Source organism: Nocardioides baculatus (genome assembly GCF_016735675.1).
GTDB lineage: Bacteria > Actinomycetota > Actinomycetes > Propionibacteriales > Nocardioidaceae > Nocardioides > Nocardioides baculatus.
The window spans coordinates 333,028-358,007 of the sequence record NZ_JAERSG010000001.1; the positions used below are offsets into that span (position 1 = coordinate 333,028).

Consider the following 24,980-nt stretch of genomic DNA (forward strand, 5'->3'; position numbering starts at 1 on the left):
GATGCCGAAGGTGCTGGTCGTCGACGACGACGCCACGGTCCGCGAGGTCGTCGTGTCCTACCTGCGCGCCGCCGGGCACGAGGTCCGCGAGGCCGTCGACGGCCCCGGTGCCCTCGACGCCGTGCGCGACGAGCCCGCCGACCTGATCGTGCTCGACGTGATGATGCCCGGGCTCGACGGGCTCGAGGTCGCCCGCCGGCTGCGCGTCGCCTCCGACGTCCCCATCGTCCTGCTCACCGCCCTCGGCAGTGAGCAGGACCGCGTGGTCGGCCTCGAGATCGGTGCGGACGACTACGTCACCAAGCCCTTCAGCCCGCGCGAGCTGGTGCTCCGCGTCGACTCGATCCTGCGGCGCTCGGCCGGCAGCCTCGACACGAGCACCCCGACCGTCCTCACCGACGGCGACCTCGTCGTCGACCGCGCCCGGCGGCTGGTGACGAGGGGCGGCGCGGAGACCGCGCTGACGACGCGGGAGTTCGACCTGCTGGCGTTCCTGGTGTCACGCCCGGGCGTCGCCTTCTCGCGTGACGACCTGCTCCAGCAGGTGTGGGGCTGGTCGTTCGGCGACCAGTCGACCGTCACCGTCCACGTCCGCCGGCTGCGCGAGAAGGTCGAGCCCGACCCGACCAACCCCGTGCGGCTGCGTACGGTCTGGGGCGTCGGTTACCGCTGGGAGACCACCTCATGAACACCCCACGACGTCCTGCTCCCCCGCTCCGCTCCTCCGCACGACGCCGCGGGGACCCCGCATGAGCGACCTCGCCGAGATCTGGCTCGTCGCGATCGGGAGCGGGGTCGCCGTCGGCCTGGCCGGCCTGCTCGCCGGCTGGCTGCTGCGGCACCGCTCGCTGCGCTGGCAGCTCGCCGTGGTCGGCGTCGTCACCACCCTCACGGTCCTGGTGGGCGTGCAGGCCATCTCGCGGCAGATGCTGATCTCCGACCACGACCGCTCCGTCGTCCTCATCGTGACGAGCGCCGCCGCGGTGGTGTCGCTCGCGGTCGCGCTGGTGCTGGCGACCGCACTGGTGCGGTGGTCGCAGTCGCTGCGCGAGGAGGTACGCCGTGTCGGTGACGGCGGCGCGGTGGTCGCCGGCCGCCACGGGCCGGCGGAGTTCCAGGGGCTCGCGAGCGACCTCGCCGACGCCAACCGCCGACTGGCCGAGGCCCGCGAGCGCGAGCAGCGGCTGGAGGACTCGCGGCGCGAGCTCGTGTCGTGGGTGTCCCACGACCTCCGCACCCCGCTGGCCGGGATCCGGGCGATGGCCGAGGCCCTGGAGGACGGCGTCGCGGTCGAGCCGTCGCGCTACCACCGGCAGATCCGCGGCGAGGTCGACCGGATGGTGCTGATGGTCGACGACCTCTTCGAGCTCTCCCGCATCCACGCCGGCCAGCTCGTCGTCGAGCCGCAGGCCATCTCCCTCGGCGACCTCGTCAGCGAGGCGATCGCCGCCGCCGACCCGGTCGCCCGCGCCCGCGGCGTACAGCTCGGCGGCGAGGTGCCCCACGGCCTCCAGGTCGACGCCGACCCCGCCGGCCTCTCCCGCGTGCTCGCCAACCTCATCGTCAACGGCATCCGCCACACCCCGGCCGACGGCTCGGTCCACGTGATCGCGCGGCCGGTCGACGGCGGCGTCGAGCTCGCGGTCACCGACGGCTGCGGCGGGATCGCCGACGACGCGCGCGACCGGCTGTTCGAGGTCGGCTACCGCGGGACCTCGTCGCGTACGCCCGAGGGCAGCGAGCTCCAGGACGTCCACACCGCCCGCGCCGGCCTGGGCCTCGCGATCGTCAAGGGGATCGTCGAGGCCCACCACGGCCGGGTAGCGGTCGAGAACGTCCCCGCCGCCGCCGGCTGCCGGTTCCGGGTCGTCCTCCCCGCCTGACCGACGCGGGCCGGCCGTCCGACCTGCCAGATCGTCCCTGGACACCTGAGGACGGAGTGAACGGGTTCAGGCCCCGATCTCGTCCACCACGTCCTCAGGTATCGCCTCAGCCGAGGGGCGCGGTCAGCTCGATGTTGATGTCGTCGGGGTCCTGGAGCGACAGGATGGCCATCCCGGCGTCCGGGAAGTCCATGATCTCGCCGTGCTCGATGCCGGCCTCGTCCAGCGCGGTCAGCGCCGAGTCGAGGTCGCCGCGGGAGTCGACCGCGAAGCTGACGTGGTCGAGGCCGGTCGCGTCGGGGTCGAACCCCTGCGTCCCCACCGGCCGGAGACCGAAGAGCGTGCCCTGCGGGGTCTGGTAGACGGTGCCGCCGAAGAACTCCTCGGCGGAGTCGCGCACGCCGGGCTCGTCGACCCGCCCGGAGTTGTCGATCGCGGCGGGCCAGCCGAAGAGCCGGTCGTAGAACTCCTTGGACCGGGCGATGTCGGTGACGGTCAGTCGGACGTGGGCGTAGCCGGTGCTGTTCACGAGTGCCATGCCGCCCCCGTACCCCTTGGCCGGATTCTCAGACACGTGTAGTTCAGGGTGAGACGGTCGAGTCCGCGTCCTCCTGACGACCGTCCTCCCCTGAACTACCTCGGGAGGTGGCGGCGAGGAGGACCGCCACACCGACGACGGCGGCGAGGAGGGAGGCCAGCAGGATCGCGATCTTGGCCTCCTCGGTCAGCAGGTCGGCGCCGGGGAACGACAGCCCGGCGATGAAGATCGAGACGGTGAAGCCGATCCCGCCGACCGCGCCGAGGCCGAACAGCATCGGCCACGTGGTCCGGTCGGGCATGCGACCCAGCCCGAGGCGTACGGCCAGGTAGGACGCGGCGAAGATGCCGACCGGCTTGCCGAGCACGAGACCCAGCATGATGCCGAGACCCACGGGCTCGGTGAAGACCTTGCCGATGGCGCCGAGCTCGACGCCTGCGTTGGCGAGCGCGAAGACCGGGAGGACGACGTACGCCGACACCGGGTGCAGCGTGCTGATGAGCCGCTCGACGACCGAGACCGACTCCTTGAGCAGGAACCGCAGCCGCGCGAGCTCGTCGGGGTCGAGCTTGTTGTCGCGCAGTGCCGCGCGCGCGTGCTCGCGGGCGACGCGCTCCTCGAGCAACGGGGTCGCGGGGGCGAGCAGACCGATCGCGACACCGGCGAGCGTGGCGTGCACGCCCGACTCGAGCAGGGCGAACCAGACCCCGACCCCGAGCACGGCGTAGACCACGACGGTCCACACGCGCAGCAGCCGGGCCACGACCATCGCGGCGAGCAGCCCCAGCGAGATCGCCAGCCAGCCCAGGGACAGGTCGCTGGTGTAAAACACCGCGATCACGAGGATCGCGCCGATGTCGTCCACGATCGCGAGCGTCAGCAGGAACAGCCGTGCCGCCGACGGGATCCGTCGTCCGAGGATGCCGAGCACCCCGACCGCGAAGGCGATGTCGGTCGCCATCGGGATCCCCCACCCGGCGTTGCCGTCGCTACCGGGCGGGTTCAGCGCGAGGTAGAGGCCGGCCGGGACGACCATGCCGCCGATCGCGGCGACGATCGGCAGTGCCGCGGTCTTCGGGTCGCGCAGGTCGCCGTTGACCAGCTCGTACTTGATCTCGAGGCCGACGACGAAGAAGAAGATCACCATCAGCGCGTCGTTGACCCAGTGCTGCAACGACTCGTCGAGGTGCAGCGGGCCGACGTCGAGGACGAGGTGGGTGTGCCACAGGGAGTCGTACGACGACGCCCACGGGCTGTTGGCCCACACGAGGGCGACCGCCGCGGCGAGGAGCAGCAGGAGCGAGCCGGCCGCCTCGACCCGGAGGAACTCACGCACCGGCCGCGCGACGAACCGCGCCAGCGGCCGGTCGCTCTCGCTGTAGACCGGCCCGGTGAGCCAGAGGTCGTCGTCGGGCGCGCGGTGGGGAGGAGTCGATGCCATGGTGGGGCGCATCCTTTGGAGGTCGACGGGGTAACGCATGACCGCGACTGCACGCCGCGGGCCGACCAGACTTCCCGGCTCACCTGTCCCCCAGTCTAGACGGCGGCGGGTGGCCCTGGGCCCGTTGGTAGGGTCGCGACCGACAGCACACCTCCGTCGTACACCGAAGGATCGCTCCGCATGGCGCACCAGATCTCCCCGGAACCGAACCAGGCTCGGGACATCGTCAAGGACACCGATCCGACGCTCGGCAAGCTCGTGATGGACGCCCAGCGCGACATCTCGACGCTCATCTCCAAGGAGATCGAGCTCGCCAAGAGCGAGCTCAAGGTCAGCGTCAAGCACGGCGGTGTCGGGATCGGCCTCTTCGCCGCAGCGGCCTTCCTCGGCCTGCTGGCGATCATCATGCTGTCGGTCTCCCTGGCCTACTTCATCCACTGGAACGGCAGCGGCCTCGACCTCCACTGGGCGTTCCTGATCGTCTTCGGGGTCTACCTCCTGATCGCGGGGCTGCTCGCCTTCATCGGCATCAAGCAGGTCAAGCAGGTCAAGGCGCCGGAGAAGGCGATCAAGCAGGGCAAGCAGATCCCCAACGCCCTCAAGGGCAAGGGCTGACGCGTCCGCTCCTGCGGTGAGCGTGACGACCTACGGCGTCAGCGCACGCAGGTGCCGGTGTCGACCGGGCTCTCCCGGGTGAGCCCCTTGGCCGCCGACTCGCTCACCTGGCCGGCGGTCAGGGCGTAGCCGGTGTCCTTGTCGCTCACCGAGGCGGCGAAGACCATGCCCGCGACGTCGCCGCCCGAGGTGACGATCGGACCACCGGAGTTGCCCGGGCGGATGAGCGCGCGGAGCGAGTAGACCTGCCGGATGACCGTGCCGTCACCGTAGATGTCGGGCGAGCGCAGACGCTGCTGCGACCGGATCCGGCCGGCCTCGACGTCGTAGGGGCCGTCCTCGGGGTAGCCGAGCACCGCGACGTTGTCGCCGGGCCCGACCTCGGTGTCGAGCCTGAGGTGCGGCACGCCGGTGTCCGGCAGGGCCAGCACCGCGATGTCGAGGTCGGCGTCGTAGAGCACGACCGAGGCGACGACGGTCGAGCCGGCCACCTCGACCTCGGGCCGGGTGACCCCGGCGACGACGTGGGCGTTGGTCATCAGCCGGCCCGGCGCGTAGAAGAAGCCGGTGCCCTCGACGCCACCGCCGCAGCCGTTGGTGCCGCGGACCTTGACCACGCTCGACTGTGCGACGACCACGTCGGGGTCGGTCAGCATCCGCTTGTCGCCGGGCTTGACCGCCACGATGCGCTCGGGCGCGAAGGGCTCGAGGTAGCGCGGGAAGAACGTCGTGCCGACCACGTTGTTGAAGGTCTGGAGCACGCGGCTCGAGTCGGCCGGGAGCACGGTGTTGACCTTCGCGAGGACCGTCGAGTCGCGCACGAGCGGCGTGATCCCACCGATCCGCGTGCCGGAGACCGCGACCCCGAGCGCCCACGCCACGAGGAGCACGGCGACGGCGCTCAGGGCCGATCCACCGACGGCGTCGACGGCCCGGATCGGCTGCCAGGTGATGCGCGCGCGGATGCGGGAACCGGCGTACTGCAACAGCGCCTGGCCCAGCGACGCGGCGGCAATCACGATGAACAGCGCACCGAGCGACACCCACAGCGACGGCGCGGCGTCACCGAGCGCGAGAGGCGCCGCCCAGATGCCGAGCAGGCCGCCGAGCAGGAGGCCCGCGGTCGCGAACGCCCCGGTGATGAAGCCCTGCCAGTAGCCCGAGAGGGCATAGATCCCCACGAGTGCGAGCAGGCACCAGTCGAGGACGTTCACTGCACTACTCCTCGAGCCGGGTGTTCTGCGCTGGATTGTCTGCGAGGTCGGTGCCTCTCGGCACACCCTGCAGCATGTGGTCCGGCAGGTCACGCACCCGCGCCCTGTCCCAGTCCTCGCCCCAGCCGAGGTAGGAGAACAGCCGGGCGATGATCCCCGCCGTGAAGCCCCACAGGATCACGTCGCGCTCGGGACCGATCAGGAAGCCCGGCCCCATCCACCCGCTCGGGTGGCGGACGTTGATCCGGTTGTCGGGGTCGAGCAGGTCGGCGATCGCGACGCGGTGGATCTCGTGGACCTCGTCGGGGCTCGCGATGCGTACGTCGCCGGGGTGTCGCCAGTAGCCCAGGATCGGGGTGACCGCGAAGTTGCTCGGCGGCAGCCACAGCTCGGGCAGCTCGCCGAAGACCTCGACCTCGGCCGGGTCGAGGCCGATCTCCTCGTAGGCCTCGCGCAACGCCGCCTGCTCGGGCGTCTCGCCGTCGTCGAGCCCGCCACCGGGGAAGGACACCTGCCCGGGGTGGGAGCGCATGTGGTGGGCGCGCTCGGTGAGCAGCAGCTCGCCGCGGTGGGCGAGGTCGTCGGGGGCCTCGGGCGCCCCCTCGCGGTCGGCGAAGACCATCAGCACGGCGCCGCGGCGGGGGTCGCTGTCCTCGGGCGGCATGAAGCGGGTGAGCTCGTGCACGGTGATCGTCGAGGCGGCTTCGACCACGGGGGCGAGCCAACCCGGGAGGTCAGGCTTGTCGGGGTCCACGCGACGTTGCCCGGAGGAGCGCAGCGGAGGAGAGGAACGTCGCGGGGTGCTCTCAGTCAAGATCGATCCCGAGGTGCTCCGCGACGAGGCCCTTGACCTCGGTGACCGAGTCGACGCCGCCGGACGAGGTGCCCGCGACCGTGCCGTCGGCGGCGACGAAGAGGAACGCCGGCAGGCCACGCCGGCCGATGGCGAAGGCCTCCTCGGTCATCAGGTCGCCGCCGGGGTCGGCGATCGACGGGTAGGTGACCCCGGTCTCCTCGGCCAGCGCCATCGCGGCGGCCGGCTGCACGTCGTTGAAGTCGATGCCGATCACGGCCACCTCGTCGCCGTACTGCTGGTGGAACTTCTCCAGGGCCGGCATCTCGAGCCGGCACGGCTCGCACCGCGCCTGCCAGAGGTTGATCAGCGCGGGGCCGCGCAGCGAGGCGAGATCGACGTCGGGGCCGCCGCCGAGGCACGGCAGCGTCAGGTCGGGCAGCCCACCCTCGACGGGCTCGCCGGTGCCGGGCTCGCAGTCGAGCATCCCGATCCGGTCCTTGGCAGCGCGCAGCTCGGGGGTGTCGACCTGCACGTCGGGCGGCCGCACGCTGATGCCGCCGTCGGACGAGCAGGCGGTCAGCGTGGCGGCGAGCAGGAGCGCCGCGAGGAGCTTCCTCACGCGGGGCCCTGGGTGGTGACGAGCTTCTCCGCCTCGATCGGGTCGGTCGGGCCGGCGCCGAAGGACGGGCAGAGCTTCGCGAGCGGGCAGGCTCCGCAGGCGGGCTTCTTGGCGTGGCAGCGGCGGCGGCCGTGCCAGATGAGGTGGTGCGACAGCATCGTCCAGTCGCGCTTGGGGAACAGCGCGGCGACGGCGAGCTCGACCTTGACCGGGTCGGTCTCCTCGGTCCAGCCGAAGCGACGCGCCAGCCTGCCGAAGTGGGTGTCGACGGTGATGCCGGGCAGGCCGAACGCGTTGCCCAGCACGACGTTGGCGGTCTTGCGGCCGACACCCGGCAGCTTGACCAGGTCGTCGAGCCGGGCCGGCACCTCACCGTCGTGGTCCTCGACGAGCGCCTGGCTCAGCTTGAGCACCGAGTCGGTCTTGGCGCGGAAGAAGCCGAGCGGGCCGAGCAGCTGCTCGAGGTGCTCGCGGGGAGCGGCGGCCATCGCCTCGGGCGTCGGGTAGGCCGCGAAGAGCGCCGGGCTCGCCGCGTTGACCCGGCGGTCGGTGGTCTGCGCCGAGATCACCGTGACCACCAGGCACTCGAACGGGTTGGTGAAGTCGAGCTCCGCGGCGGCGTCGGGATAGGTCTCGGCGAGGATCCGGTCCATCCGGCGGGCCCGTCGCACGAGCGTCGTGTCGGGCTTGGCGGGCGGGACCTGGGGGACCTTCGCGGTGGACCTGGGGGCGGGCACGGCCCCCAGCGTACGGTCCGCCACCGACAGTCCCGCGTGGGCCGCTCACCCGTGAGGTGTGGGTGGAATCGCACCTGTGAGGTGGAGCACGGCTAGGATCATCCCGACCCAGCGGGTCCGACGACTTGGAGGAATGACGTGGACAACGACGTGCTTCGGCAGGCACCGCTGTTCAGCTCGCTCGACGACGAGGCGGCCACCGCCCTCGGCAGCTCGATGGCCGAGACGACGCTGCGGCGCGGCGACGTCCTCTTCCACGAGGGCGACTCCGGCGACAAGCTCTACATCGTCACCGAGGGCAAGGTGAAGCTCGGCCGCTCCTCCTCCGACGGCCGCGAGAACCTGCTGGCGATCATGGGCCCCGGCCAGATGTTCGGCGAGCTCTCGCTCTTCGACCCGGGCCCGCGCTCGGCGACCGTCACCGCCGTCACCGACGCGACCTTCGGCTCGCTGTCGCACGACGACCTGCTCCGCTGGCTCGAGGGCCGCCCGCAGGTCGCCCGCGGCCTGCTGTCGCAGCTCGCCTCGCGCCTGCGCAAGTCCAACGACGTCGTCGCCGACCTCGTCTTCTCCGACGTCCCGGGCCGCGTCGCCAAGGCGCTCCTCGACCTCGCCGACCGCTTCGGCCGTACGGCCGACGACGGTGTCCACGTCCACCACGACCTCACCCAGGAGGAGCTCGCCCAGCTGGTCGGCGCCTCCCGCGAGACGGTCAACAAGGCGCTCGCCGACTTCGCCTCGCGCGGCTGGCTGCGCCTGGAGCCCCGCTCCGTGGTGATCATGGACCTCGAGCGCCTCTCCCGCCGCGCGCGCTGAAAGTTCTTCCGCAACTTTTCGTCCGACCCGACCCCCGGCCAGACGCCTCCGTGCGTCTGACGAGGTGAAGGGGGACTGATGACCGATCGATCCGGGTTCGACGCGTTCGTGCGCGCACGCGGTCCTGCCCTCGCGCGGACGGCGTACCTCCTCACTGGTGACCACCACCTCGCCGAGGACCTCGTGCAGGCCGCGCTCGTGCAGGCGGCGAAGCACTGGGAGCGCATCGAGACCTCGCCCGAGGCCTACGTGCGGCGCACGATGTACCACCAGAACATCTCCTGGTGGCGTCGCCGCAAGCTGTCGGAGACGCCTCTCGAGTCGTACGACGCCCCGGTGCCCGCGGCCGACCCGACGGTGCGGCTGACCCTCGAGCAGGCCCTGCGCCGGCTCACGCCCCGCCAGCGCACGGTGCTGGTGCTGCGCTACTTCGAGGACCTCACCGAGGTCCAGACGGCCGCCGAGTTGGGCATCTCCAGCGGCGCGGTCAAGTCCATGTCGCGCGACGCCCTGCGGCGGCTGCGCGCCTTGGCCCCCGAGCTCGCCGACCTGGTGGGAGCAGACGCATGAGCACCGACCTGCGCGAGGAGCTCACCGCCCTCGCCGAGACCCAGACCTTCTCACCCGACCCGTCCGCATGGGACCGCGGTCGTCGCGCGCGGCGGACCTCCCGCGTCGTCCGAGGTGCCGCAGCGATCGCCGTCGTCGCGCTCGTCGTCGGGGTCGGCGCGATCGCCACAGGTCCCGACCGGCAGGCGCCGCAGCCGGCTGACGTGCCAGGCGGGGCACTCCCGAGCCGCATCCCGCCCACCGAGCACGACTTCCTCACCGACCTCGCCATCGGCAGCGCCTCGGTGGCGTACGTCGACCAGGACGCCACGCCCGTCCTGGTCGACGCAGCGACCGGCAAGGCCCACCGCACGCTCCTGCCGGACTTCCCGACGCAACAGGCTTTCCGGGTCGCCGGGAAGAGCGCTCGCCGCTCCTGGCTGGCGCTCTCCCCGGACGGACGGCGGCTCGCCTATCCGACGGTGACGGTCGACGAGCGCGAACCGGGCCAGAAGACCTTCATCACCTCGTGGTACCGCATCGTCGATCTCACCACAGGTGAGAGCGACCTCGTGGAGCCGCCTCCCGGCACCGGCACGCCGCTCGCCGTGTCGTGGACCGCCGACGGCCGGATCGCGGTCGACGTCTACGGCAGGCCCACGAGCAGAACCACGCGGACGAACCCGCCCCCGACCGTCGGCTGGACCGTCGACCCGGCCACGAGCGACGCGGGCACGTCACCTTTCACCGGGATCGTCGCGCCGGGCGGTGGGGTCAGCGCAGTGATCCCGGACAGCGCGGACATCGTCGACGCCGTGCAGTTCGAGACCGCGACCGGCACGGACCCCGTCAGCGAGCTTCCTGCCGACCGCTACCCGGAGGGCGCGGTGGTCCAGCCGATCGGCTGGGTCGAGCACGACGTCCTGGTCGCCTCGATCGACCCCCCGCAGAGCGACGTCGTCGAGCACCCGCGGCTGGTCCTGATCGCTTCGCCCGAGAGACCCGGGTCCGACGTGGACTACCGCGAGTTCCTGCCTCGGCTGCCTCCCGCTCTCAGCATGAGCATCGCCGTCGACCTCGTCCCCGACCTCACCGGCGACCCCGACCAGCAGCTCACCCGGGACTTCGCACAGGAGCAGCCGATGGGCGACTCCAGCGGGATGGTCGCGCGGGTCATCATGAGCGGGCTGCTGATCCTGCTCGTCGGCGTCGCCTTCATCCGGATGATGGTCAAGCGCGCCTAGAGTTTCTCGCGCCTGGTGCCACCCGGCACGGCCCGCGCCTGCGTCGTACGTCGTGAAAGGGGGCACCGTGATCACGAATGACGCAGCAGGCTTCGACGAGTTCGTCGCTGCCCGCAGCGCCGCGCTGTCACGCACGGCGTACCTCCTGACCGGGGACCACCACCTCGCCCAGGACCTGGTGCAGGCCGCGCTGATGCAGGCCGTGAGGCACTGGCGGCGGATCCACACCTCGCCGGAGGCCTACGTCCGGCGGGCGATGTACCACCAGAACATCTCGTGGTGGCGGCGCCGCAAGCTCGCCGAGTCCCCGCTGGAGTCGTACGACGGCGCGGTCCCGGCCACCGACACCGACCTCCGGCTCACGCTCGACCAGGCGCTCGCCCGGTTGACGCCCAAGCAGCGCACCGTGCTGGTGCTGCGCTTCTACGAGGACCTCACCGAGGTCGAGACGGCGCGCGCGCTCGGGCTCTCGACGTCGACGGTGAAGTCGACGACCCGCCAGTCGCTGGCCCGGCTGCGGACGCTCGCGCCCGAGCTGGCCGAGCTGATCGGAGCAGACCGATGAACGACCTCCGCTCCCAGATGCACCGCGTGGGCGACGCGGTCGACCCCCTGCCCGTCGACGACGACCTCTGGCAGCGGGGCGTCGCCGCCCGTCGCCGGGGACAGGTCCTCGTGGTCGCGGCCGTGCTGGCGATCGTCGTCTCGGTCGCAGGCACTGCAACCCTGGTCGGAGGTGACGACCGCGAGGCGCGTACGGCGTCGGGCGAGGTGGTCGAGGGCGGTGCGATCCCGCGCTCGATCGTCGACCCCGGTGACCTCGACCCCGAGGGCGACCTGGCGGTGGGGCGGGCATCGGCGGCGTTCATCTCGCAGAGCAGCGAGCCGGTCGTCATCACCGCCGTCGACGGCGTGCCCCACGAGCTCGACCTGGCGGGCTGGGTGACCAACAGCCAGGACCCGGACGAGGTCCGGGTCAACCAGTCGCTCGCCCTGTCCCCCGACGGTGCCCGCCTCGCCTGGCAGGGGGCCGACGACGAGGACGGTCGGGCCACGGTCGGCGTGCTCGACCTCGTCACCGGCGACACGAGCACCTACCGCCCCCTCCCGCCGATCGCGGGGCTGCGGCTGCGCGAGATGTCGTGGTCGTCCGACTCGTCGTGGCTGGCTTGGATCTGCGATGACTCACCCGAGGTGTGGGTGGGCCGCCTGCGCCCCGGACCGGAGCCCGACAGCCAGGCCCAGCAGCTGTTCGGCAACATCCAGGACGTGGCGGTCGATGCCAACGGGACCCTGGTCTTCAGCCGGGCGTCCGGCGGCTTCGAGCGGATCTACGGCACGGGCGACGTGGTACCCCTCGCGAGCAAGCGGGAGCTGGGGGGCGTCGGGTTCGGGATCGGACGGTTCTCCCCCGACGGGCGCCAGATCGCCCTGCGCTCCTCGCTCAGTCCAGCGTCGTACACCTACGACATCGACGCCGAGGAGCTGCTGGAGCACCCGTTCCCGGCCGGCACCTTCGAGGACGGGTTCGTCGTGCCGCAGGGCTGGCTGGACGACCGGCTCCAGCTGCTGCTGGTGCAGGAGTCGAGCAACCCCGACGTCGCCGAGCTCGTCGTCACGACGCCTGCGGTCGATGCGACCAGCACGTGGCGCCGCTCGGTCGGCGTGGTCGAGGTCGGGCCTGCCGCGACGCTCAGCCTGGCGGTCGACCTGGTCCCCGACCTCGACGGCACGTCGTCGCAGGAGCTGACGTACGACTTCCCGCCACCGCCGGAGCGCGACATTTCGTGGATCATCGGCCTCGGCGTGGCGGCAGCGATCGCCGTGCTCCTGGCCCTGCGCTGGCTCTGGCGCCGCCTGACCGGGATGTAGTTCAGGGTGAGACGGCTGTCCTGAAGGCCATCCGGCGACCGCCTTCCCCTGAACTACCCGGCAGTCAGGCCCGCGGGTCCCGCCCGGAGAACGCGGCGAGCCGCTCGTACGCCGACGCGTCCGCCGGCACGGACACCTCGGTCCCGAAGGCACCCCGGCGGTTCTCGTCGGTCAGCCCGCCCTGCATCGCGGCGAGCCCGGTCTCGGCGAGGGAGTCGTCGAGGTCCACCGCACCGCCGGTGCCCTGCACGAGGTCCCACGAGTGCACGGCGTACTCCGCGACCTGGAAGGCCGCGTTGCCCTGCTGCTCCTCGGGGAGACCGCGCATCGACTCGAGCAGCTCGTCGGCCCCGGCGCGGAAGGTGGAGGTCCACTCGCCGTCCGGGACGTCGGGGATCGCGCTCCAGTCCACCTCCTCGCCGCGCGCCATGCGCGCCCACGTGCCCGGCCCCACGGCGACGTGCGCGGCGAGCTGCCGCACCGTCCAGTCGGAGCACGGGGTGGGGTGGTCGAGGTTGTCGTCGGCAACGGTGCCGAGCGCCCGTTCGGCCTGGTCGAGCGCCTTCGCCAGCTGGTCCACGGGAGAGTCCATGGCCCCACCTCACTCCCGGGACGCCCGGGGCGCAACCCCCTCAGCGGGTACGTCGACCGAGCGGAGGTAGGCCAGCACCGCAAGCACGCGGCGGTTGGTGTCGGGCTGCTGGTGGAGCCGGAGCTTGGCGAACACCGAGCCCACCGCCGGCTCGACGGTCTTCACCGACAGGTGCAGCCGCTCGCAGATCGCGGCGTTGGAGAGCCCCTCGGCCATCAGCTCGAGCACCTCGCGCTCGCGCGGGGTGAGCGCCTCGAGGTGTCCGGCGCGACGCTCCCGCTCGACCAGCTCGCCGAGGGTGAGGTGCTGGAGCACCAGCGCCGCCTGGGCGGCGAGGTCGTCGAGGATCCGCCCCTCGGCGGGCGACACCTCGGCGCGGTCCACCGTGAGCGCTCCGACCCGCTCGCCGTCGAGGTCGACCCGCCGGTGCACGCGCGCACCGAGGTCCGCTGTCGCCACGGGGGCGGGGTCGTCCGCCCTCGGCGGGTGTACGCCGACCGGGCGGAGCTCGGCGGCCGACCCGAGCCACAGCGTCGCCGGGGCACCCAGTGCCTCCGACGTCGCGCGGGCGAGGTCGGTGGGCAGGTCGTCGGCTGCGGGACCGCGACGCGACATCCAGGTCAGGGCGGCGTACGCCGCGGCGTGCCGGCCGTGCACCACCGCCAGCCCGGCGACCACCGGGACGAGCGTGACGGCGAGCAGTCCCGGCGTCGGCGAGCGCCACCCGACCAGCCCGACGACCAGCACCAGCGCGGCACCGGCGCCGCCCAGGAGCAGCCACGCGAGCTGGAGGCGTACCCAGCCCGTCGCGCCACGCCAGCGCATCCAGATCGCGAGGGGCCACAGCAGCTGGAGGACGGCGTAGGACGGGTGGGCCAGCACCGTCCACACGGCGTCGACCACTGCGGGCGGACCCCCGGCGAAGGGGTGCGGGAGCGCCACGCCGGCCGAGGCGTACTCCACCGGCCACAGCATCGACAGCGTCGAGCAGACGACCGCGACGGCGACGACGAGCCGGGCCACCGGACGCCACCTCGGCGACGGCAGGCGGCCGTCGGGGAAGACGAGCACCGCGAGCGTCACGAGCGCGATGTTGGCCGCGATCGGCCAGACGCCGAGCCAGGCGGCCCACTGCACCGCGCCCCGGTCGGTGGCGTCGGCGGCGTGGGCGAGCTGGCGGCCCCAGAACATCACGGCCGCCATCGCGCCGGCCGCGAGCATCAGCACCCCGACCGGGTGGTCGCGGCGCTGGAGGAGGACGTAGGCCCCGACGAGGGAGAACGACAGCCCCAGCAGGCCGTTGTGGAGGTTGCTCAGCCAGAGGCCCTCGGCCAGGCCCCACGACACCAGCAGCACGCACCCGCTCACGACGAGCAGCGGCACGAGGCCGCGCGGGAGCCGGGTGCTGCTCATGGCGCCATCGTGGCACCGGACGGGCCGGCAGGGCACAGGGTTCTCCCTGGAACCGGACTCAAACCGGGCCGGTAGCGGAGTCCAGGGTCAACCCCGTGGTCCTCCGCCGGCCGCATCGCCAGCGTGGACGCATGACCATCCTCTTCGCCGACACCGGCGCCACCCAGGCCACAGCGCCCACCCCGACCGACCGGCTGCTCGCCGGCTCGCTCGCGGTCGCACCCCTCCTCTACCTCGCCGCCGACACGACGTACGCCGTCCGCGGCTGGGACGACCCCACCGCCGGGGTGCTGCACGTGCTCGGCGCGATGGCGTACGGCCTCGTCGTCCTGGCCGTCGCGTCCCGGCTGCCCCGGACCTCCCGCCTGGCCGCGGCGATCGTGCTCACCGGCGTGATCGGCACGGTCGGCAACAGCGCCTACGGCTTCGACGCCATCCATCTCTCGCTCGGCGACGCCTCGCTCGTCGACCAGCCCGGCGCGGCCAACCTGATCAAGCCGCTCGGCCTCTTCTTCCCGTTGTCCTTCGCCCTCGTCGCGTGGGCGCTGGCCCGCCTCGGCCACCGGTGGCAGGCGGCGCTCGTCCTCGCGGCCATCGTGGCGTGGCCGATCGCCCACATCGGCAACATCGGCGTCGTGGCCGTGCCGGTCAACGTGGCGCTCGTCGTCGCCTTCGGCAGCCTGCTGTGGGCCCGTCGCGCTACGACGACGTGAGGTAGGCCAGCTGGGCGCGGACCGAGAGCTCGGCCGCACCCCACAGCACCGGGTCGACGTCGGCGTAGACGATCTCGACCACGGCGCGCGCCGGGTCGTCCTGCTCGGGCAGGGTCGCCAGCGCGGCGCGCACCTGTTCGAGGCGCTGCTCGCGGTGGGCGAGGTAGAAGTCGATCGCCCCGAGGGCGTCGTCGATGACCGGGCCGTGACCGGGCCAGACCGTGGTGATGCCCTGCTCGCCGCAGAGCGCGTGCAGGCGCCGGAGGGAGGAGAGGTAGGCCCCCAGCTCCCCGTCGGGGTGGGCGACGACGGTGGTGCCGCGGCCGAGGACGGTGTCGCCGGTCAGCACCGCGCGGTCCTGCGGGACCACGAAGGACAGCGAGTCGGACGTGTGCCCCGGCGTCGCGACGACGTGCACCTCGAGCCCGCCGACCGCCACGACGTCGCCCTCACCGAGCCCCTCGGAGCCGAGCCGGTGCGCCGGGTCCAGCGCGCGTACGCCGCACCCGTGCCGCTCGGCGTACTCCCGGGCGGCCTCGCTGTGGTCGGCGTGGTGGTGGGTCAGCAGCACGACCGCGACGTCGCCGGCGGCCGCGTCGATCGCGTCGAGGTGGGCGTCGATCGAGGGACCGGGGTCGACGACCACCGACCGCGACGAGTCGGGGTCGCGCAGCACCCAGGTGTTGGTGCCGTCGAGGGTCATGATGCTGGCGTTGGGCGCCAGCACGCAGGTGCCGGTCGCCCCGAACGAGCCCCCGGTCCACGCGCTCATTCGGGGTCCCTGCGGCGTTGTTCGGGGGAGCGCAGCGGCGGAGAAGAACGTCGTGGGGTGATCATCGTGACGCCATGAGTGCGCTGTAGTGCGGCGGCGTCGAGAGGATCCAGTCGTCCCCGTCGCGCACGACCTCCGGCGTGTAGATGTCGACCGTCCGGTCGCGCGACTCGCGCAGCACGGCGTCGACGTCGGCGTGCTGTCCGACGTCGAGGCAGGTCAGCCAGGTCGGCGGCATCATCATCATCTGCTGCTGCTCGACCTGCTCGACGGCATCCATGGCAGCGGTCCACTGCACGGCCGACGATTCCGACGAGACGTCGCGGGTGACCTGGCCCTCGGGCAGGACGGCGACGAAGAACCACGTGCGGTAGCGACGGGGCTCGAAGACCGGCGTCAGCCAGCCGGACCACGGGCCGAGCAGGTCGGTGCGCAGCACCAGCGACCGCTTCTCGAGGAACGCCGTCATCGACAGCTCGCGCGACTCCAGGGCGACGCGGTCGGCCTCCCAGTCGGCACCGGTCGTGTCGGCGACGACCTCATCGGGACCCGCCCCCGCCAGCAGGACGCCCGACTCCTCGAAGGTCTCGCGCACGGCAGCGCAGACGAGCGCCCGCGCCTTGGGCTCGTCGACTCCGAGCAGCGAGGCCCATTCCGCCGGCGTCGGGCCGGCCCACAGGCCGCGGTCGACCAGGTCGGCGGCGTAGTCGCGCGGATCGACGCCACCGCCGGGGAAGACGCACATCCCGCCGGCGAAGGCCATCGAGGTCTGGCGCCGGAGCAGGTAGATCTCCGGACCCGTGGAGGAATCCGCGCCGGGACGCAGCAGGACCACCGTGGCGGCGTCCCGCGGTTCGGCGGGCGTCGCAGAGCCCTCGGCGTACGACCTGGCCTGGGCGACGAGCGCCTCCGGGAGTGGCAGACGCTCCATGCCCTCAGACCTCGACGGTGATCTCGACCTCGACGGGCACGTCGAGCGGCAGCACGGCGACGCCGACGGCCGAGCGGGCGTGCTTGCCGGCCTCGCCGAAGACCTCGCCGAGCAGCTCGGACGCACCGTTGGCGACCTTGGGCTGGCCGGTGAAGTCGGGCGTCGAGGCGACGAAGACGACCACCTTGACGACGCGCTTCACGTCGTCGAGCGAGCCGATCTCGGCCTTGACCGCGGCCAGTGCGTTGAGCGCGCACTGGCGGGCGCACTCGTAGCCCTGCTCCTCGGTGACCTCGCCGCCGAGCTTGCCGACCGCGATCATCTCGCCGTCGCGGGCGGGCAGCTGGCCGGCGGTGAAGACGAGGTTGCCGGTGCGCGCGGTGGGCTGGTAGGCCGCGACCGGCGGGACGACCTCGGGGACGGTGATGCCCAGCTCGACCAGGCGTGCCTCCGCACCCATGTCAGGCCTTCGGCTTCTTGAGGAAGGCCACCAGGCCGCCCTGGGCGTTGGTGTGGATGGCCACCAGCTCCCAGCCGTCCTGGCCGAAGTTGTTGAGCATGAGCGCTTCGTTGTGGAGCGGAATCGGCGCCACCTGGTATTCCCACTGGGTCATGGATCGCACCCTACTCGGGACCGACGGGCACGCCTCCGCCGTCCTCCCACGGTCGGACGCGCACGGCCGAGCGGCGGTCTAACGTTCGCCCCATGGACCGGCACCCGTGGCGACTCGGCCCGCGGGGTCAGCGCTGGTTCGACCGGGCCGCCGTCGGCCTGCTGGTCCTCCTCGCCGCCGGCCACGTGGTCGCCGGCCAGACCGCGTCGACGGTCTTCACCGTCCTCGAGGCCCTCCCCCTGCTCTGGCGCCGACGGCACGCGTGGCCCGTCTTCCTCGCGGTCGCCGCGGCAAGCCTCGCGCAGGCGGTCGTCGTGGAGGAGCCGGTCGTCGGGCAGCTCGCCTTTCCCGTCGCCGTCTACTCCGTCGCCCGCTGGGCGCCACGCTGGCAGGGCGTCACCGCACTGCTCGTCGGGTACGCAGGTGCGCTGGTCGCCTCGGTCCGCTGGCTGCTCGGCTTCGGCGCAGGCGACCTCACACCGGGCAACCTCGCGCCCTATGCCGTGACGATCAGTGCGATCGTCACGGCTGCCTGGGCGCTGGGGTTCGCCGGGCAGCAGCGCGAGCGGTACGTCGCCTCGCTGGTCGCGCGCGCCGAGCAGGCCGAGCGGATGGCCGAGCGCGAGGTCGAGCTGGCCGCCCGCGACGAGCGGTCGCGCATCGCGCGAGAGATGCACGACGTCGTCGCGCACGGGCTGTCGGTGATCGTGGTCCAGGCCGACGGGGCACGCTACGCCGCGGCGAAGGACCCCGACGTCGCGACCGGGACGCTCGAGACGATCTCCACCACCGGACGCGAGGCGCTCACTGAGATGCGCCGGCTGCTCGGCCTGCTCCGTGACGGCGACACCGGTGTGGCACCGCAGCCCGGCCTCGACGACGTACGCCACCTGGTGGCCGAGGCGCGCGGTGCGGGCACGCGGGTCGACGCCGACCTGCCTCCTGGCGGGACCGAGGTGCCCGACGGCGCCGCGCTGGCGGCGTACCGCATCGTGCAGGAGGCGCTCACCAACGTCCGCAAGCACGCCGGCCCGGGCGCGACCGTCGCGGTGCGCGTCGCCGTCGGGGACGACCTCGAGGTCGAGGTGCGCGACGACGGACGTGGTGCGGCGAGCAGTGCGTCCGACGGGCGCGGGCTCGGCCTCGTCGGGATGCGCGAGCGGGCCGCCGCGCACGGTGGCGTGCTGGAGGCCGGACCTGCCGCCGGTGGCGGGTTCGTGGTCTCTGCGAGGCTGCCGCTGTGAGCGCGGTCCGGGTGTTCCTCGTCGACGACCAGCAGATGGTGCGCGCCGGCTTCCGGATGCTCGTCGAGAGCCAGGACGACATGGTGGTCGTCGGTGAGGCGGGCGACGGCGGCGAGGCACTCGAGCGGCTGGCGGTCACCGCGGCCGACGTCGTGCTGATGGACGTCCGGATGCCGCGCCTCGACGGTGTCGAAGCCACGCGTCGGCTGCTCGCGACGCCCGATGCGCCGCGGGTGATCGTGCTGACCACCTTCGACCTCGACGAGCACGCCTTCGCCGCCATCCGCGCGGGCGCGTCGGCCTTCCTGCTCAAGGACGCCGCGCCGCCCGACCTGCTCGGCGCGATCCGCGCGGTGATGGCCGGCGACGCCGTCGTCGCCCCGAGCACCACCCGGCGGCTGCTCGACCACTTCGCCGGCCTCCCCGACCAGACCGGTCCGACCGGGGCGGACGACCGCCTCGCCCTGCTCACCGAGCGCGAGATCGAGGTGCTGACCCTCATCTCCCGCGGGCTGACCAACACCGAGATCGCGACCGACCTCGTCGTCGCCGAGACCACGGTGAAGACCCACGTCGGCCGGATCCTGGCCAAGACCGGCTCCCGCGACCGCGTCCAGCTGGTGGTGCTCGGCTACGAGACGGGCCTCGTCACGCCGTGAGCCACACGGTCGAGCCACTCGACCAGCAGCTGGCGCTCCGACGGGCTGAGGACGTCGAGGTCAGGGGCCACCGCACGGAGTGAGACGGCTGCGGTGAGCGAACCGTTCGGCTCCTCGCGCTGCTCAGGGGCGTCCACCAGGATCGCACCCAGGACGGCGTCGATCATCGCCTCACCGAGCCCCGGGTCACGCTGATCGGCCGGGGTGGCCAGCAGGGCCTGGATCACGCCGACCCCCGCCGCGTGGATGAGGTCGACGGCCCGCGACTCCGGCACCAGCAGCAGACCGGCGACGGCCAGCCGGTGCACCCGCGAGGCGAGGACCTCGCGCCCGGCACGCGCAGCCGGCGAGCCGACCACCCGGTCCGGGTCGCTGAGCAACCGGAACACCGCCGGATTCGCGAGGCTGAAGTCCACCTGGCGTCGCCAGCTGGCCCTCAGGTCGTCCACGGGGTCGACGTCAGCCGCGGACGAGGCTGCCATCTCGGCCGTCTTGTCGGCGACGAAGCTCGCCATCACGTGCTCGGCGACGGCTTCGAGGAGACCGTCCTTGTCACCGAAGAGGCGATAGATGGTCGGGGCCTGCACCCCGGCGAGCTCGGCGACCCCACGCGTCGTCATTGCGGTCGGACCACCCTCGCGGAGCAGGCGGGCGGCCCCGTCCACGATGGCCCGTCGCGTGTCCGTGCGTGGTGCGCTCACGTAGCAAGGATAACGGCGTCTTGATATCGACGATCGCGCATGTCTATCGTGGCGTTATCAACGGTAACAAGAAGGACGTACCAATGATCATCGTCACCGGCGCCACGGGCGCACTCAACGGCGCGACCGTCGACCACCTGCTCCAGCACGTTCCCCCCAGCGAGATCGTCGTGGTCGCCCGCGACGTCACCAAGGCCGACCGATTCGTCCGCCTCGGCGTCGAGGTGCGGCAGGGTGACTACGCCGACGCCGCCTCCCTCCCCGCTGCCTACGAAGGCGCGGACCAGCTGCTGCTCGTCTCGTCCAACGACCCCGCGGCCGACACCGTGGCACTGCACGGTGACGCGATCCGGGCCGCCGCGTCCGCCGGAGTGGGTCGGATCCTCTACACCAGCCACCAGGCTGCGGCGCCCGACAACCCGTTCCACCCCGGCGCGGTCCACTTCGCCACCGAGCAGCTCCTCGCGGCCTCCGGCGTGCCGTGGACCTCCCTGCGCAACGGCTTCTACGCGCACAGCCTGCAGTGGCTGGCCGGGCCCTGGCGTGAGACGGGCACGATCGCAGTGCCCGGCGACGGCCCAGTGTCGTGGACCGCACGCGAGGACGTCGCTGAGGCAGCCGCCACGATCCTGCTCTCGGACCGGCCCTTCGACGGCCCGACGACCCTGACGGCGCCCGCCGCCCCGACCTTCACCGAGCTCGCCGCGACCGCGTCAGAGGTCGCCGGCCGCAGCGTCACCTTCACGCCGCTGACCGAGGACGAGTGGCTCGCTGCGCAAGCCGCTGCCGGTGCGCCGGAGCGCATGTCGGGCTTCCTCCTCGGGTTCTACCGCGCCGCGCAGGCGGGCTACTTCGCCGGCACCGACCCGCTGCTGGGCGAGCTCCTCGGCCGCACGCCCCGGACGGCGGAGGACGCCCTCGTGTCGGCCTGACACCCGGCCTCCGAGGACGCCCTCCGGGCCACCTGGTCCTGCCGCGTGCTCGGGTGCCGCGTCCTCCCACGGTCGTACGACGACGCCCGGCCTCCGTCCCCGGACCGACGCGAGGTGACTCCCGCGGGCCGACGATCCCGAGGTCGCGAACGACGAGCGTTGACCCCATGACGACCACAGCCCAGACAACCAGCACCGCGGCGAGTGCCCGCGGCCTCACCCGCACCTACGGCGACGGCGACAGCGCCGTGCAGGCCCTGCGGGGCATCGACCTCGACCTGCCGGCCGGCCGGTTCACCGCGATCATGGGCCCGAGCGGCTCCGGCAAGTCCACCCTCATGCACTGCCTCGCAGGTCTCGACGCCGTCACGGCCGGGACCGTCACGGTCGCCGGTCGCGACCTCGCGGGCCTCGACGACACCGCGCTCACCCTCTTCCGGCGCGAGCACATCGGCTTCGTCTTCCAGGCGTTCAACCTGCTGCCGATGCTCACCGCCGGGCAGAACATCGTGCTCCCGCTCGAGCTCTCCGGCCGCCCGGTCGACCGCGAGCGCTACGACCAGGTCGTCGCCGTCCTCGGGATCGGCGACCGGCTCGGCCACCTGCCCAGCCAGCTCTCCGGCGGCCAGCAGCAGCGCGTGGCCATCGCCCGCGCGCTCGTCACGCAGCCCGACATCGTGTTCGCCGACGAGCCGACCGGCAACCTCGACAGCGAGGCCAGCGCCGAGGTGCTCGGCCACCTCCGCCGTTCGGTATGCGAGCTCGGCATGACGGTCGTGATGGTGACGCACGAGCTCGCCGCAGCGGCGTACGCCGACGACGTCGTCGTGATCCACGACGGCTCGGTCACCGCCCACCTCACCGACCCCGGCCAGGACGAGCTCGTCGCTGCGCTGGCCGGGCGGGGCGCCTGATGCGCGGGGTGCTGCTGGCGTCGCTGCGCCACCACACCAGGAGGTACGTCGCCGCGTCCGTCGCGGTCGTGATCGGCGTCGCCTTCGTGGTGGTGACCGGCATGCTCACCGGGGCCACGCGGTCCGGGCTCACCGCCGACGTCGGCGCCCCGGTCGTCGGCGTCGACCACGTCGTGGGCGTCGACGACGCGCGCGACGCGGTCCGGCTGATGGACGGCGCGGCCGAGGACGGCGTGCCCGCGCTGGTCCTGGGCTACGCGATGGAGCCGGTCTCGCGTGACGGGGTCCAGCTCAGCCGGTCGGCCGACATCGCCGAGGCGTCACTCAGGCCCGGCCTGCAGTGGCAGGAGGTCGAGGACGGGCGGACGGCCGCCGCGGCCGACGAGGCCGTCGCCGACGTCAACGCCGCGAAGCGCGTCGGCGTCGTCGTGGGCGACGTCCTGCGCATCGGCTCGGGTCGGGCCGCCACCGAGGTCGAGGTGGTCGGGCTGGTCGACAGCCCGGCGGCGATGGGGGCCGACCTCTACGTCCCCTGGCCCACCCTCGAGCGCTTCCGCGACACCCTGTGGGCGGACGCGGTCGCGTGGGGCGGGTCGACCGAGGTCGCGGAGCGCCTCGTGCCCGGCGCCTCCGTGCAGGACCGGGACACCTGGGTCGCCGAGCGGCAGAAGGAGATCTCGCGCGGCGTCGACGTCATCGCCGTCCTGGCGCTGGTCTTCGTCGCCATCGCCTTCTTCGTCGCGGTGCTCGTCATCGCCAACACCTTCTCGATCCTCTTCGCCCAGCGGATGCGCGAGTTCGCCCTGCTGCGATGCGTCGGGGTCACGCCACGCGAGCTCCGTCGCTCGGTCCGGGTCGAGGCGCTCGTGGTAGGCGCGACAGCCTCCGCCGTGGGGGTCGCTGTCGGGGCGCTCGGCGGCCTCGGCCTGGTCGCGCTCGTGCGTCTGTGGTTCGACGACATGGGCGCGGCGGCACTGGACCCGAGGTGGGTCGTCGGCGCCGCCGCGACCGGCGTGCTCGTCACGCTCGCGGCCGCCTGGCTGCCCACCCGACAGGTCACCCGGGTGCCACCGCTCGCCGCCCTCCGTCCCGACACCGGCCCGGACGTCCGGGCGCGGGCCGGCCGGCTGCGCGTCGCCCTCGCGCTGCTGTGCGTCGGCTCGGGCAGCGGTCTGCTCGCCCTCGCCGTGACGACGGGGTCGCTCGCATCCGTCGTGGTCATGCTCTCCGGCGGGATGATCGCCTTCGTCGGGGTGCTGCTGCTCGGACCGTGGCTGGTCCCGGCACTGCTGACCGGTGCGAGTCGCCTCCTCGGGACCGGACCCGTACGCCGCCTCGCCGCCGGCAACGCGGTGCGCAACCCGCGGCGTACGGCCACCACGGCAGCGTCGCTCCTGGTGGGCGTCACCCTCACCACGGCCATCCTCACCGGCCTGGCGTCGTCGCGGACCGGGCTCGACGAGGCGATGGACACCGACTACCCGCTCGACGTGACGCTCACCGCCGTGGACGCGCCGCTCGACGACCAGCTCGTCGAGCGCACCGCAGCGGTCGACGGCGTGGCCGACATCGCGACCCTCGACGGCGTCCTCGCGTCGGTCGACGGCGAGGCGCTCACCGTGGCCGGCGTGGACGGACGCCCCGACGTGGTGCGCGGACCCACCGACCTCTCGCCGCCCGACGGCACGATCCTGCTGTCCCTCGACGTGGTCGACTCGTGGCCGCGGCGCGTCGCCGACCGGGTCCTCGAGTCCCAGCGGATCGCCCTGAGGGTCGACGGCCGCGAGCACGTCCTCGACGTGCGACTCGGTCCCGAGTGGGGCCAGGCCGGCCTCGTGTCGGTCGCCACCCTGGCCGAGCTCACCGCGGACCCGCGACCCGTGGCGACGTGGGTGCGTGCCACCCCGGGGGCCGACGCGGAGGACCTCGACGGCGACCTCGCGGCACTGGCCGGCAACCAGGCCGTCCTCGGCGGCGGGTACGGCGACCGCGCGTGGGTCGACCTCCAGGTGGACATCACGACCGGGGCCGTGGTCGGGCTGCTCGGCATCGCCGTGCTGATCGCGCTCATCGGTATCGGGAACACGCTCGGCCTGTCCGTCCTCGAGCGGAGCCGGGAGAACGCCCTGCTCCGGGCGATGGGCCTGACCCGACGGCAGCTGCGCCGGGCCATGGCAGTGGAGGGACTGCTGCTCTCGACGGTCGCCACCGTCCTGGGGACGGCGATCGGGCTGGTGTTCGCCTGGGTCGGGGTGCGAGTGATGATCAGCCCCGTCGTCGAGGGGGTGACGATGAGGATCCCGGTCGGGCAGCTGGCCGCGATCGCGCTGGTGGCTGCGGTCGCCGGCCTGGCAGCGTGCGTCCTACCGGCCCGCCGGGCGGCCCGCGTCACCCCGGCCGCCGGGCTGGCGCTGGACTGACCGCACGACAGGCAGGCCCCGGACCGCGCGGTCCGGGGCCTGCGTCGTGCGCCGGTCAGTCGGTCTTACGAGCGACCAGCACGCCGAGCACGGCGTAGCCCACCACGAGGTGCAGGCAGGCCACGACGTTCGCAGCGGACTCGCCGAAGATGCCCAGGGTCGGGATGGTGACGACCGCCCAGCTCTCGGCGACCATCGGCCACCAGCGCGAGGCGCCCTTCCACCGGCCCGCGACGGCGATCCGGATGCCGATGAAGAACATGCCCATCATCGAGAGGGGCCAGAAGGCGTCGAGCGCCGCCCAGCCAGGCTGGCTCAGGTCGGAGACCTGGATGGCGTCGACGAAGGTCGAACCGATGGCGAGCGCCACGGCAGCGGCCTCGACGCGCAGCACGCCTCGAGCGAGCCGGCCCTCGCCGAGCGCCCGGGTGCGCCACAGGGTGCGGAGCAGGAAGAAGAGGCCGATCTGGAAGAGGCCTGCGCCCAGGCTCTGGATGACGAGGCCGGCGGTGTCGTCCGGGTTGAGACCCGTGAAGGCCATGGAGGCCGACCAGGCGAGGGCGCCGGCGGTGAGGACCCGGCCGTGGACGGCGTACGGGTGGCGGGGGCTGGAGCCCGTCGGAGCCGGGGTGCCGACGTCGGAGCGGGCGGGAGCGGGAGAGTGCTGGATCGTCACGATGGTGACTCCTGTCAGGTGTGGTGTGGGAGCCGCGGTCTGCGGCACACCGGAAGGCTCGCCGTCCCGACGCCC

General features: G+C 73.0%; 28 protein-coding genes. 14 read left to right on the plus strand and 14 right to left on the minus strand.

The features are described from left to right. The first annotated feature begins 1 nt into the window (after position 1). On the plus strand, positions 2 to 688 hold the full coding sequence (locus JI751_RS01635; protein WP_201932621.1) for a response regulator transcription factor: 687 nt from the start codon (positions 2 to 4) through the stop codon (positions 686 to 688). A gap of 61 nt (positions 689 to 749) precedes the next feature. Beyond that, entirely contained in the window at positions 750 to 1,883 is a 1,134-nt protein-coding gene (locus JI751_RS01640) for a sensor histidine kinase (RefSeq protein WP_201932623.1), read from the plus strand. A gap of 106 nt (positions 1,884 to 1,989) precedes the next feature. Here the strand turns inward: JI751_RS01640 and JI751_RS01645 are convergent, their stop codons facing one another. Together JI751_RS01645 and nhaA are read right to left on the minus strand one after the other, a co-directional pair. Further along, the gene (locus tag JI751_RS01645) at positions 1,990 to 2,421 is read right to left on the minus strand and encodes a VOC family protein (RefSeq protein WP_201932625.1); all 432 of its coding nucleotides are present in this window, start codon (positions 2,419 to 2,421) and stop codon (positions 1,990 to 1,992) included. Positions 2,422 to 2,464: 43 nt separating this feature from the next. Further along, a complete protein-coding gene (nhaA, locus tag JI751_RS01650) occupies positions 2,465 to 3,862 on the minus strand; it encodes a Na+/H+ antiporter NhaA (RefSeq protein WP_201932627.1) in 1,398 nt (465 codons plus the stop codon). 180 nt (positions 3,863 to 4,042) lie between these two features. Here nhaA and JI751_RS01655 point away from each other — a divergent pair, with 180 nt between their 5' ends. Beyond that, positions 4,043 to 4,477, plus strand: coding sequence for a phage holin family protein (locus tag JI751_RS01655; RefSeq protein ID WP_201932628.1), 435 nt, complete (start codon positions 4,043 to 4,045; stop codon positions 4,475 to 4,477). A gap of 38 nt (positions 4,478 to 4,515) precedes the next feature. Here JI751_RS01655 and JI751_RS01660 read toward each other — a convergent pair whose 3' ends face one another. From JI751_RS01660 to nth, 4 genes are all read right to left on the minus strand, one after another. Then, positions 4,516 to 5,691, minus strand: a complete 1,176-nt coding sequence (locus JI751_RS01660; RefSeq protein ID WP_201932630.1) for a MarP family serine protease — start codon at positions 5,689 to 5,691, stop codon at positions 4,516 to 4,518. A 4-nt stretch (positions 5,692 to 5,695) separates the two neighbouring features. Beyond that, positions 5,696 to 6,403 (minus strand): NUDIX hydrolase, encoded by a 708-nt coding sequence (locus JI751_RS01665; RefSeq protein WP_307813693.1) that lies wholly within the window; start codon positions 6,401 to 6,403, stop codon positions 5,696 to 5,698. Between the two features lie 94 nt (positions 6,404 to 6,497). Next, positions 6,498 to 7,106: a TlpA family protein disulfide reductase gene (locus tag JI751_RS01670; protein ID WP_201932632.1), complete on the minus strand. Its 609-nt coding sequence runs from the start codon at positions 7,104 to 7,106 to the stop codon at positions 6,498 to 6,500. After that, positions 7,103 to 7,759 carry an endonuclease III gene (gene nth, locus JI751_RS01675; RefSeq protein ID WP_201934471.1) on the minus strand — a complete coding sequence of 219 codons (657 nt, stop codon included), beginning with the start codon at positions 7,757 to 7,759 and terminating at the stop codon, positions 7,103 to 7,105. The genes JI751_RS01670 and nth overlap by 4 nt, the downstream gene beginning before the upstream one ends. Before the next feature lie 222 nt (positions 7,760 to 7,981). Between nth and JI751_RS01680 the strand changes: the two genes are divergently transcribed. The 5 genes from JI751_RS01680 to JI751_RS01700 all read left to right on the plus strand — a co-directional run bounded on the left by JI751_RS01680 (position 7,982) and on the right by JI751_RS01700 (position 12,324). Continuing rightward, positions 7,982 to 8,659: a Crp/Fnr family transcriptional regulator gene (locus JI751_RS01680; protein WP_201932635.1), complete on the plus strand. Its 678-nt coding sequence runs from the start codon at positions 7,982 to 7,984 to the stop codon at positions 8,657 to 8,659. A 78-nt stretch (positions 8,660 to 8,737) separates the two neighbouring features. Then, the gene (locus tag JI751_RS01685) at positions 8,738 to 9,229 is read left to right on the plus strand and encodes a SigE family RNA polymerase sigma factor (RefSeq protein ID WP_201932636.1); all 492 of its coding nucleotides are present in this window, start codon (positions 8,738 to 8,740) and stop codon (positions 9,227 to 9,229) included. After that, positions 9,226 to 10,452: a hypothetical protein gene (locus JI751_RS01690; protein WP_201932637.1), complete on the plus strand. Its 1,227-nt coding sequence runs from the start codon at positions 9,226 to 9,228 to the stop codon at positions 10,450 to 10,452. The genes JI751_RS01685 and JI751_RS01690 overlap by 4 nt, the downstream gene beginning before the upstream one ends. A 67-nt stretch (positions 10,453 to 10,519) precedes the next feature. Further along, positions 10,520 to 11,017 carry a SigE family RNA polymerase sigma factor gene (locus JI751_RS01695; RefSeq protein ID WP_307813695.1) on the plus strand — a complete coding sequence of 166 codons (498 nt, stop codon included), beginning with the start codon at positions 10,520 to 10,522 and terminating at the stop codon, positions 11,015 to 11,017. Beyond that, entirely contained in the window at positions 11,014 to 12,324 is a 1,311-nt protein-coding gene (locus JI751_RS01700; RefSeq protein ID WP_201932639.1) for a WD40 repeat domain-containing protein, read from the plus strand. Before JI751_RS01695 ends, JI751_RS01700 begins: the two co-directional genes overlap by 4 nt. Positions 12,325 to 12,388: 64 nt before the next feature. Here the strand turns inward: JI751_RS01700 and JI751_RS01705 are convergent, their stop codons facing one another. Both JI751_RS01705 and JI751_RS20765 read right to left on the minus strand, forming a co-directional pair. Further along, on the minus strand, positions 12,389 to 12,916 hold the full coding sequence (locus JI751_RS01705; protein WP_201932641.1) for a TIGR03086 family metal-binding protein: 528 nt from the start codon (positions 12,914 to 12,916) through the stop codon (positions 12,389 to 12,391). Positions 12,917 to 12,925: 9 nt separating this feature from the next. Continuing rightward, positions 12,926 to 14,329, minus strand: a complete 1,404-nt coding sequence (locus JI751_RS20765; RefSeq protein ID WP_236665516.1) for a helix-turn-helix transcriptional regulator — start codon at positions 14,327 to 14,329, stop codon at positions 12,926 to 12,928. Positions 14,330 to 14,460: 131 nt separating this feature from the next. On the opposite strand from JI751_RS20765, the gene JI751_RS01715 reads away from it, so the two are divergent. Beyond that, positions 14,461 to 15,042, plus strand: coding sequence for a hypothetical protein (locus tag JI751_RS01715; RefSeq protein ID WP_201932644.1), 582 nt, complete (start codon positions 14,461 to 14,463; stop codon positions 15,040 to 15,042). Here JI751_RS01715 and JI751_RS01720 read toward each other — a convergent pair. The 4 genes from JI751_RS01720 to sp36 form a co-directional block, all read right to left on the minus strand. Beyond that, a complete protein-coding gene (locus JI751_RS01720) occupies positions 15,029 to 15,814 on the minus strand; it encodes an MBL fold metallo-hydrolase (RefSeq protein ID WP_201932647.1) in 786 nt (261 codons plus the stop codon). The two genes, JI751_RS01715 and JI751_RS01720, sit on opposite strands and share 14 nt — an antisense overlap. A gap of 61 nt (positions 15,815 to 15,875) precedes the next feature. Further along, on the minus strand, positions 15,876 to 16,745 hold the full coding sequence (locus JI751_RS01725; protein WP_201932649.1) for an NUDIX hydrolase: 870 nt from the start codon (positions 16,743 to 16,745) through the stop codon (positions 15,876 to 15,878). A 4-nt stretch (positions 16,746 to 16,749) separates the two neighbouring features. Continuing rightward, entirely contained in the window at positions 16,750 to 17,205 is a 456-nt protein-coding gene (locus JI751_RS01730) for a RidA family protein (RefSeq protein WP_201932651.1), read from the minus strand. 1 nt (position 17,206) lies between these two features. Further along, positions 17,207 to 17,359, minus strand: coding sequence for a Sp36 family protein (gene sp36, locus JI751_RS01735; RefSeq protein ID WP_168218378.1), 153 nt, complete (start codon positions 17,357 to 17,359; stop codon positions 17,207 to 17,209). 92 nt (positions 17,360 to 17,451) lie between these two features. On the opposite strand from sp36, the gene JI751_RS01740 reads away from it, so the two are divergent. Together JI751_RS01740 and JI751_RS01745 are read left to right on the plus strand one after the other, a co-directional pair. Further along, positions 17,452 to 18,603 carry a sensor histidine kinase gene (locus JI751_RS01740; RefSeq protein ID WP_201932653.1) on the plus strand — a complete coding sequence of 384 codons (1,152 nt, stop codon included), beginning with the start codon at positions 17,452 to 17,454 and terminating at the stop codon, positions 18,601 to 18,603. Then, the gene (locus JI751_RS01745; RefSeq protein ID WP_201932655.1) at positions 18,600 to 19,262 is read left to right on the plus strand and encodes a response regulator; all 663 of its coding nucleotides are present in this window, start codon (positions 18,600 to 18,602) and stop codon (positions 19,260 to 19,262) included. Before JI751_RS01740 ends, JI751_RS01745 begins: the two co-directional genes overlap by 4 nt. Here JI751_RS01745 and JI751_RS01750 read toward each other — a convergent pair. Further along, a complete protein-coding gene (locus JI751_RS01750; protein WP_307813698.1) occupies positions 19,235 to 19,963 on the minus strand; it encodes a TetR/AcrR family transcriptional regulator in 729 nt (242 codons plus the stop codon). The genes JI751_RS01745 and JI751_RS01750 overlap by 28 nt on opposite strands. Before the next feature lie 83 nt (positions 19,964 to 20,046). Between JI751_RS01750 and JI751_RS01755 the strand changes: the two genes are divergently transcribed. From JI751_RS01755 to JI751_RS01765, 3 genes are all read left to right on the plus strand, one after another. Beyond that, the gene (locus JI751_RS01755; protein WP_201932657.1) at positions 20,047 to 20,895 is read left to right on the plus strand and encodes an SDR family oxidoreductase; all 849 of its coding nucleotides are present in this window, start codon (positions 20,047 to 20,049) and stop codon (positions 20,893 to 20,895) included. A 167-nt stretch (positions 20,896 to 21,062) separates the two neighbouring features. Next, positions 21,063 to 21,809 carry an ABC transporter ATP-binding protein gene (locus tag JI751_RS01760; protein WP_201932660.1) on the plus strand — a complete coding sequence of 249 codons (747 nt, stop codon included), beginning with the start codon at positions 21,063 to 21,065 and terminating at the stop codon, positions 21,807 to 21,809. Then, positions 21,809 to 24,229, plus strand: coding sequence for an ABC transporter permease (locus JI751_RS01765; protein ID WP_201932662.1), 2,421 nt, complete (start codon positions 21,809 to 21,811; stop codon positions 24,227 to 24,229). Before JI751_RS01760 ends, JI751_RS01765 begins: the two co-directional genes overlap by 1 nt. A gap of 55 nt (positions 24,230 to 24,284) precedes the next feature. Here the strand turns inward: JI751_RS01765 and JI751_RS01770 are convergent, their stop codons facing one another. Beyond that, positions 24,285 to 24,905 (minus strand): hypothetical protein, encoded by a 621-nt coding sequence (locus JI751_RS01770; protein WP_201932667.1) that lies wholly within the window; start codon positions 24,903 to 24,905, stop codon positions 24,285 to 24,287. Between the last annotated feature and the right edge of the window lie 75 nt (positions 24,906 to 24,980).

Excerpts from the sequence above, each read along its gene's own strand:
- JI751_RS01730 (WP_201932651.1), bottom strand. The coding sequence starts at position 17,205 with ATGGGTGCGGAGGCACGCCTGGTCGAGCTGGGCATCACCGTCCCCGAG.
- JI751_RS01655 (WP_201932628.1), top strand. The coding sequence starts at position 4,043 with ATGGCGCACCAGATCTCCCCGGAACCGAACCAGGCTCGGGACATCGTC.
- JI751_RS01640 (WP_201932623.1), top strand. The coding sequence starts at position 750 with ATGAGCGACCTCGCCGAGATCTGGCTCGTCGCGATCGGGAGCGGGGTC.
- JI751_RS01635 (WP_201932621.1), top strand. The coding sequence starts at position 2 with ATGCCGAAGGTGCTGGTCGTCGACGACGACGCCACGGTCCGCGAGGTC.
- JI751_RS01755 (WP_201932657.1), top strand. The coding sequence starts at position 20,047 with ATGATCATCGTCACCGGCGCCACGGGCGCACTCAACGGCGCGACCGTC.
- JI751_RS01685 (WP_201932636.1), top strand. The coding sequence starts at position 8,738 with ATGACCGATCGATCCGGGTTCGACGCGTTCGTGCGCGCACGCGGTCCT.
- JI751_RS01645 (WP_201932625.1), bottom strand. The coding sequence starts at position 2,421 with ATGGCACTCGTGAACAGCACCGGCTACGCCCACGTCCGACTGACCGTC.
- JI751_RS01725 (WP_201932649.1), bottom strand. The coding sequence starts at position 16,745 with ATGGAGCGTCTGCCACTCCCGGAGGCGCTCGTCGCCCAGGCCAGGTCG.
- nth (WP_201934471.1), bottom strand. The coding sequence starts at position 7,759 with ATGGACCGGATCCTCGCCGAGACCTATCCCGACGCCGCCGCGGAGCTC.
- JI751_RS01690 (WP_201932637.1), top strand. The coding sequence starts at position 9,226 with ATGAGCACCGACCTGCGCGAGGAGCTCACCGCCCTCGCCGAGACCCAG.
- JI751_RS01765 (WP_201932662.1), top strand. The coding sequence starts at position 21,809 with ATGCGCGGGGTGCTGCTGGCGTCGCTGCGCCACCACACCAGGAGGTAC.
- JI751_RS01760 (WP_201932660.1), top strand. The coding sequence starts at position 21,063 with ATGACGACCACAGCCCAGACAACCAGCACCGCGGCGAGTGCCCGCGGC.
- JI751_RS01740 (WP_201932653.1), top strand. The coding sequence starts at position 17,452 with ATGGACCGGCACCCGTGGCGACTCGGCCCGCGGGGTCAGCGCTGGTTC.
- JI751_RS01705 (WP_201932641.1), bottom strand. The coding sequence starts at position 12,916 with ATGGACTCTCCCGTGGACCAGCTGGCGAAGGCGCTCGACCAGGCCGAA.
- JI751_RS01700 (WP_201932639.1), top strand. The coding sequence starts at position 11,014 with ATGAACGACCTCCGCTCCCAGATGCACCGCGTGGGCGACGCGGTCGAC.
- sp36 (WP_168218378.1), bottom strand. The coding sequence starts at position 17,359 with ATGACCCAGTGGGAATACCAGGTGGCGCCGATTCCGCTCCACAACGAA.
- nhaA (WP_201932627.1), bottom strand. The coding sequence starts at position 3,862 with ATGGCATCGACTCCTCCCCACCGCGCGCCCGACGACGACCTCTGGCTC.
- JI751_RS01720 (WP_201932647.1), bottom strand. The coding sequence starts at position 15,814 with ATGAGCGCGTGGACCGGGGGCTCGTTCGGGGCGACCGGCACCTGCGTG.
- JI751_RS01715 (WP_201932644.1), top strand. The coding sequence starts at position 14,461 with ATGACCATCCTCTTCGCCGACACCGGCGCCACCCAGGCCACAGCGCCC.
- JI751_RS20765 (WP_236665516.1), bottom strand. The coding sequence starts at position 14,329 with ATGAGCAGCACCCGGCTCCCGCGCGGCCTCGTGCCGCTGCTCGTCGTG.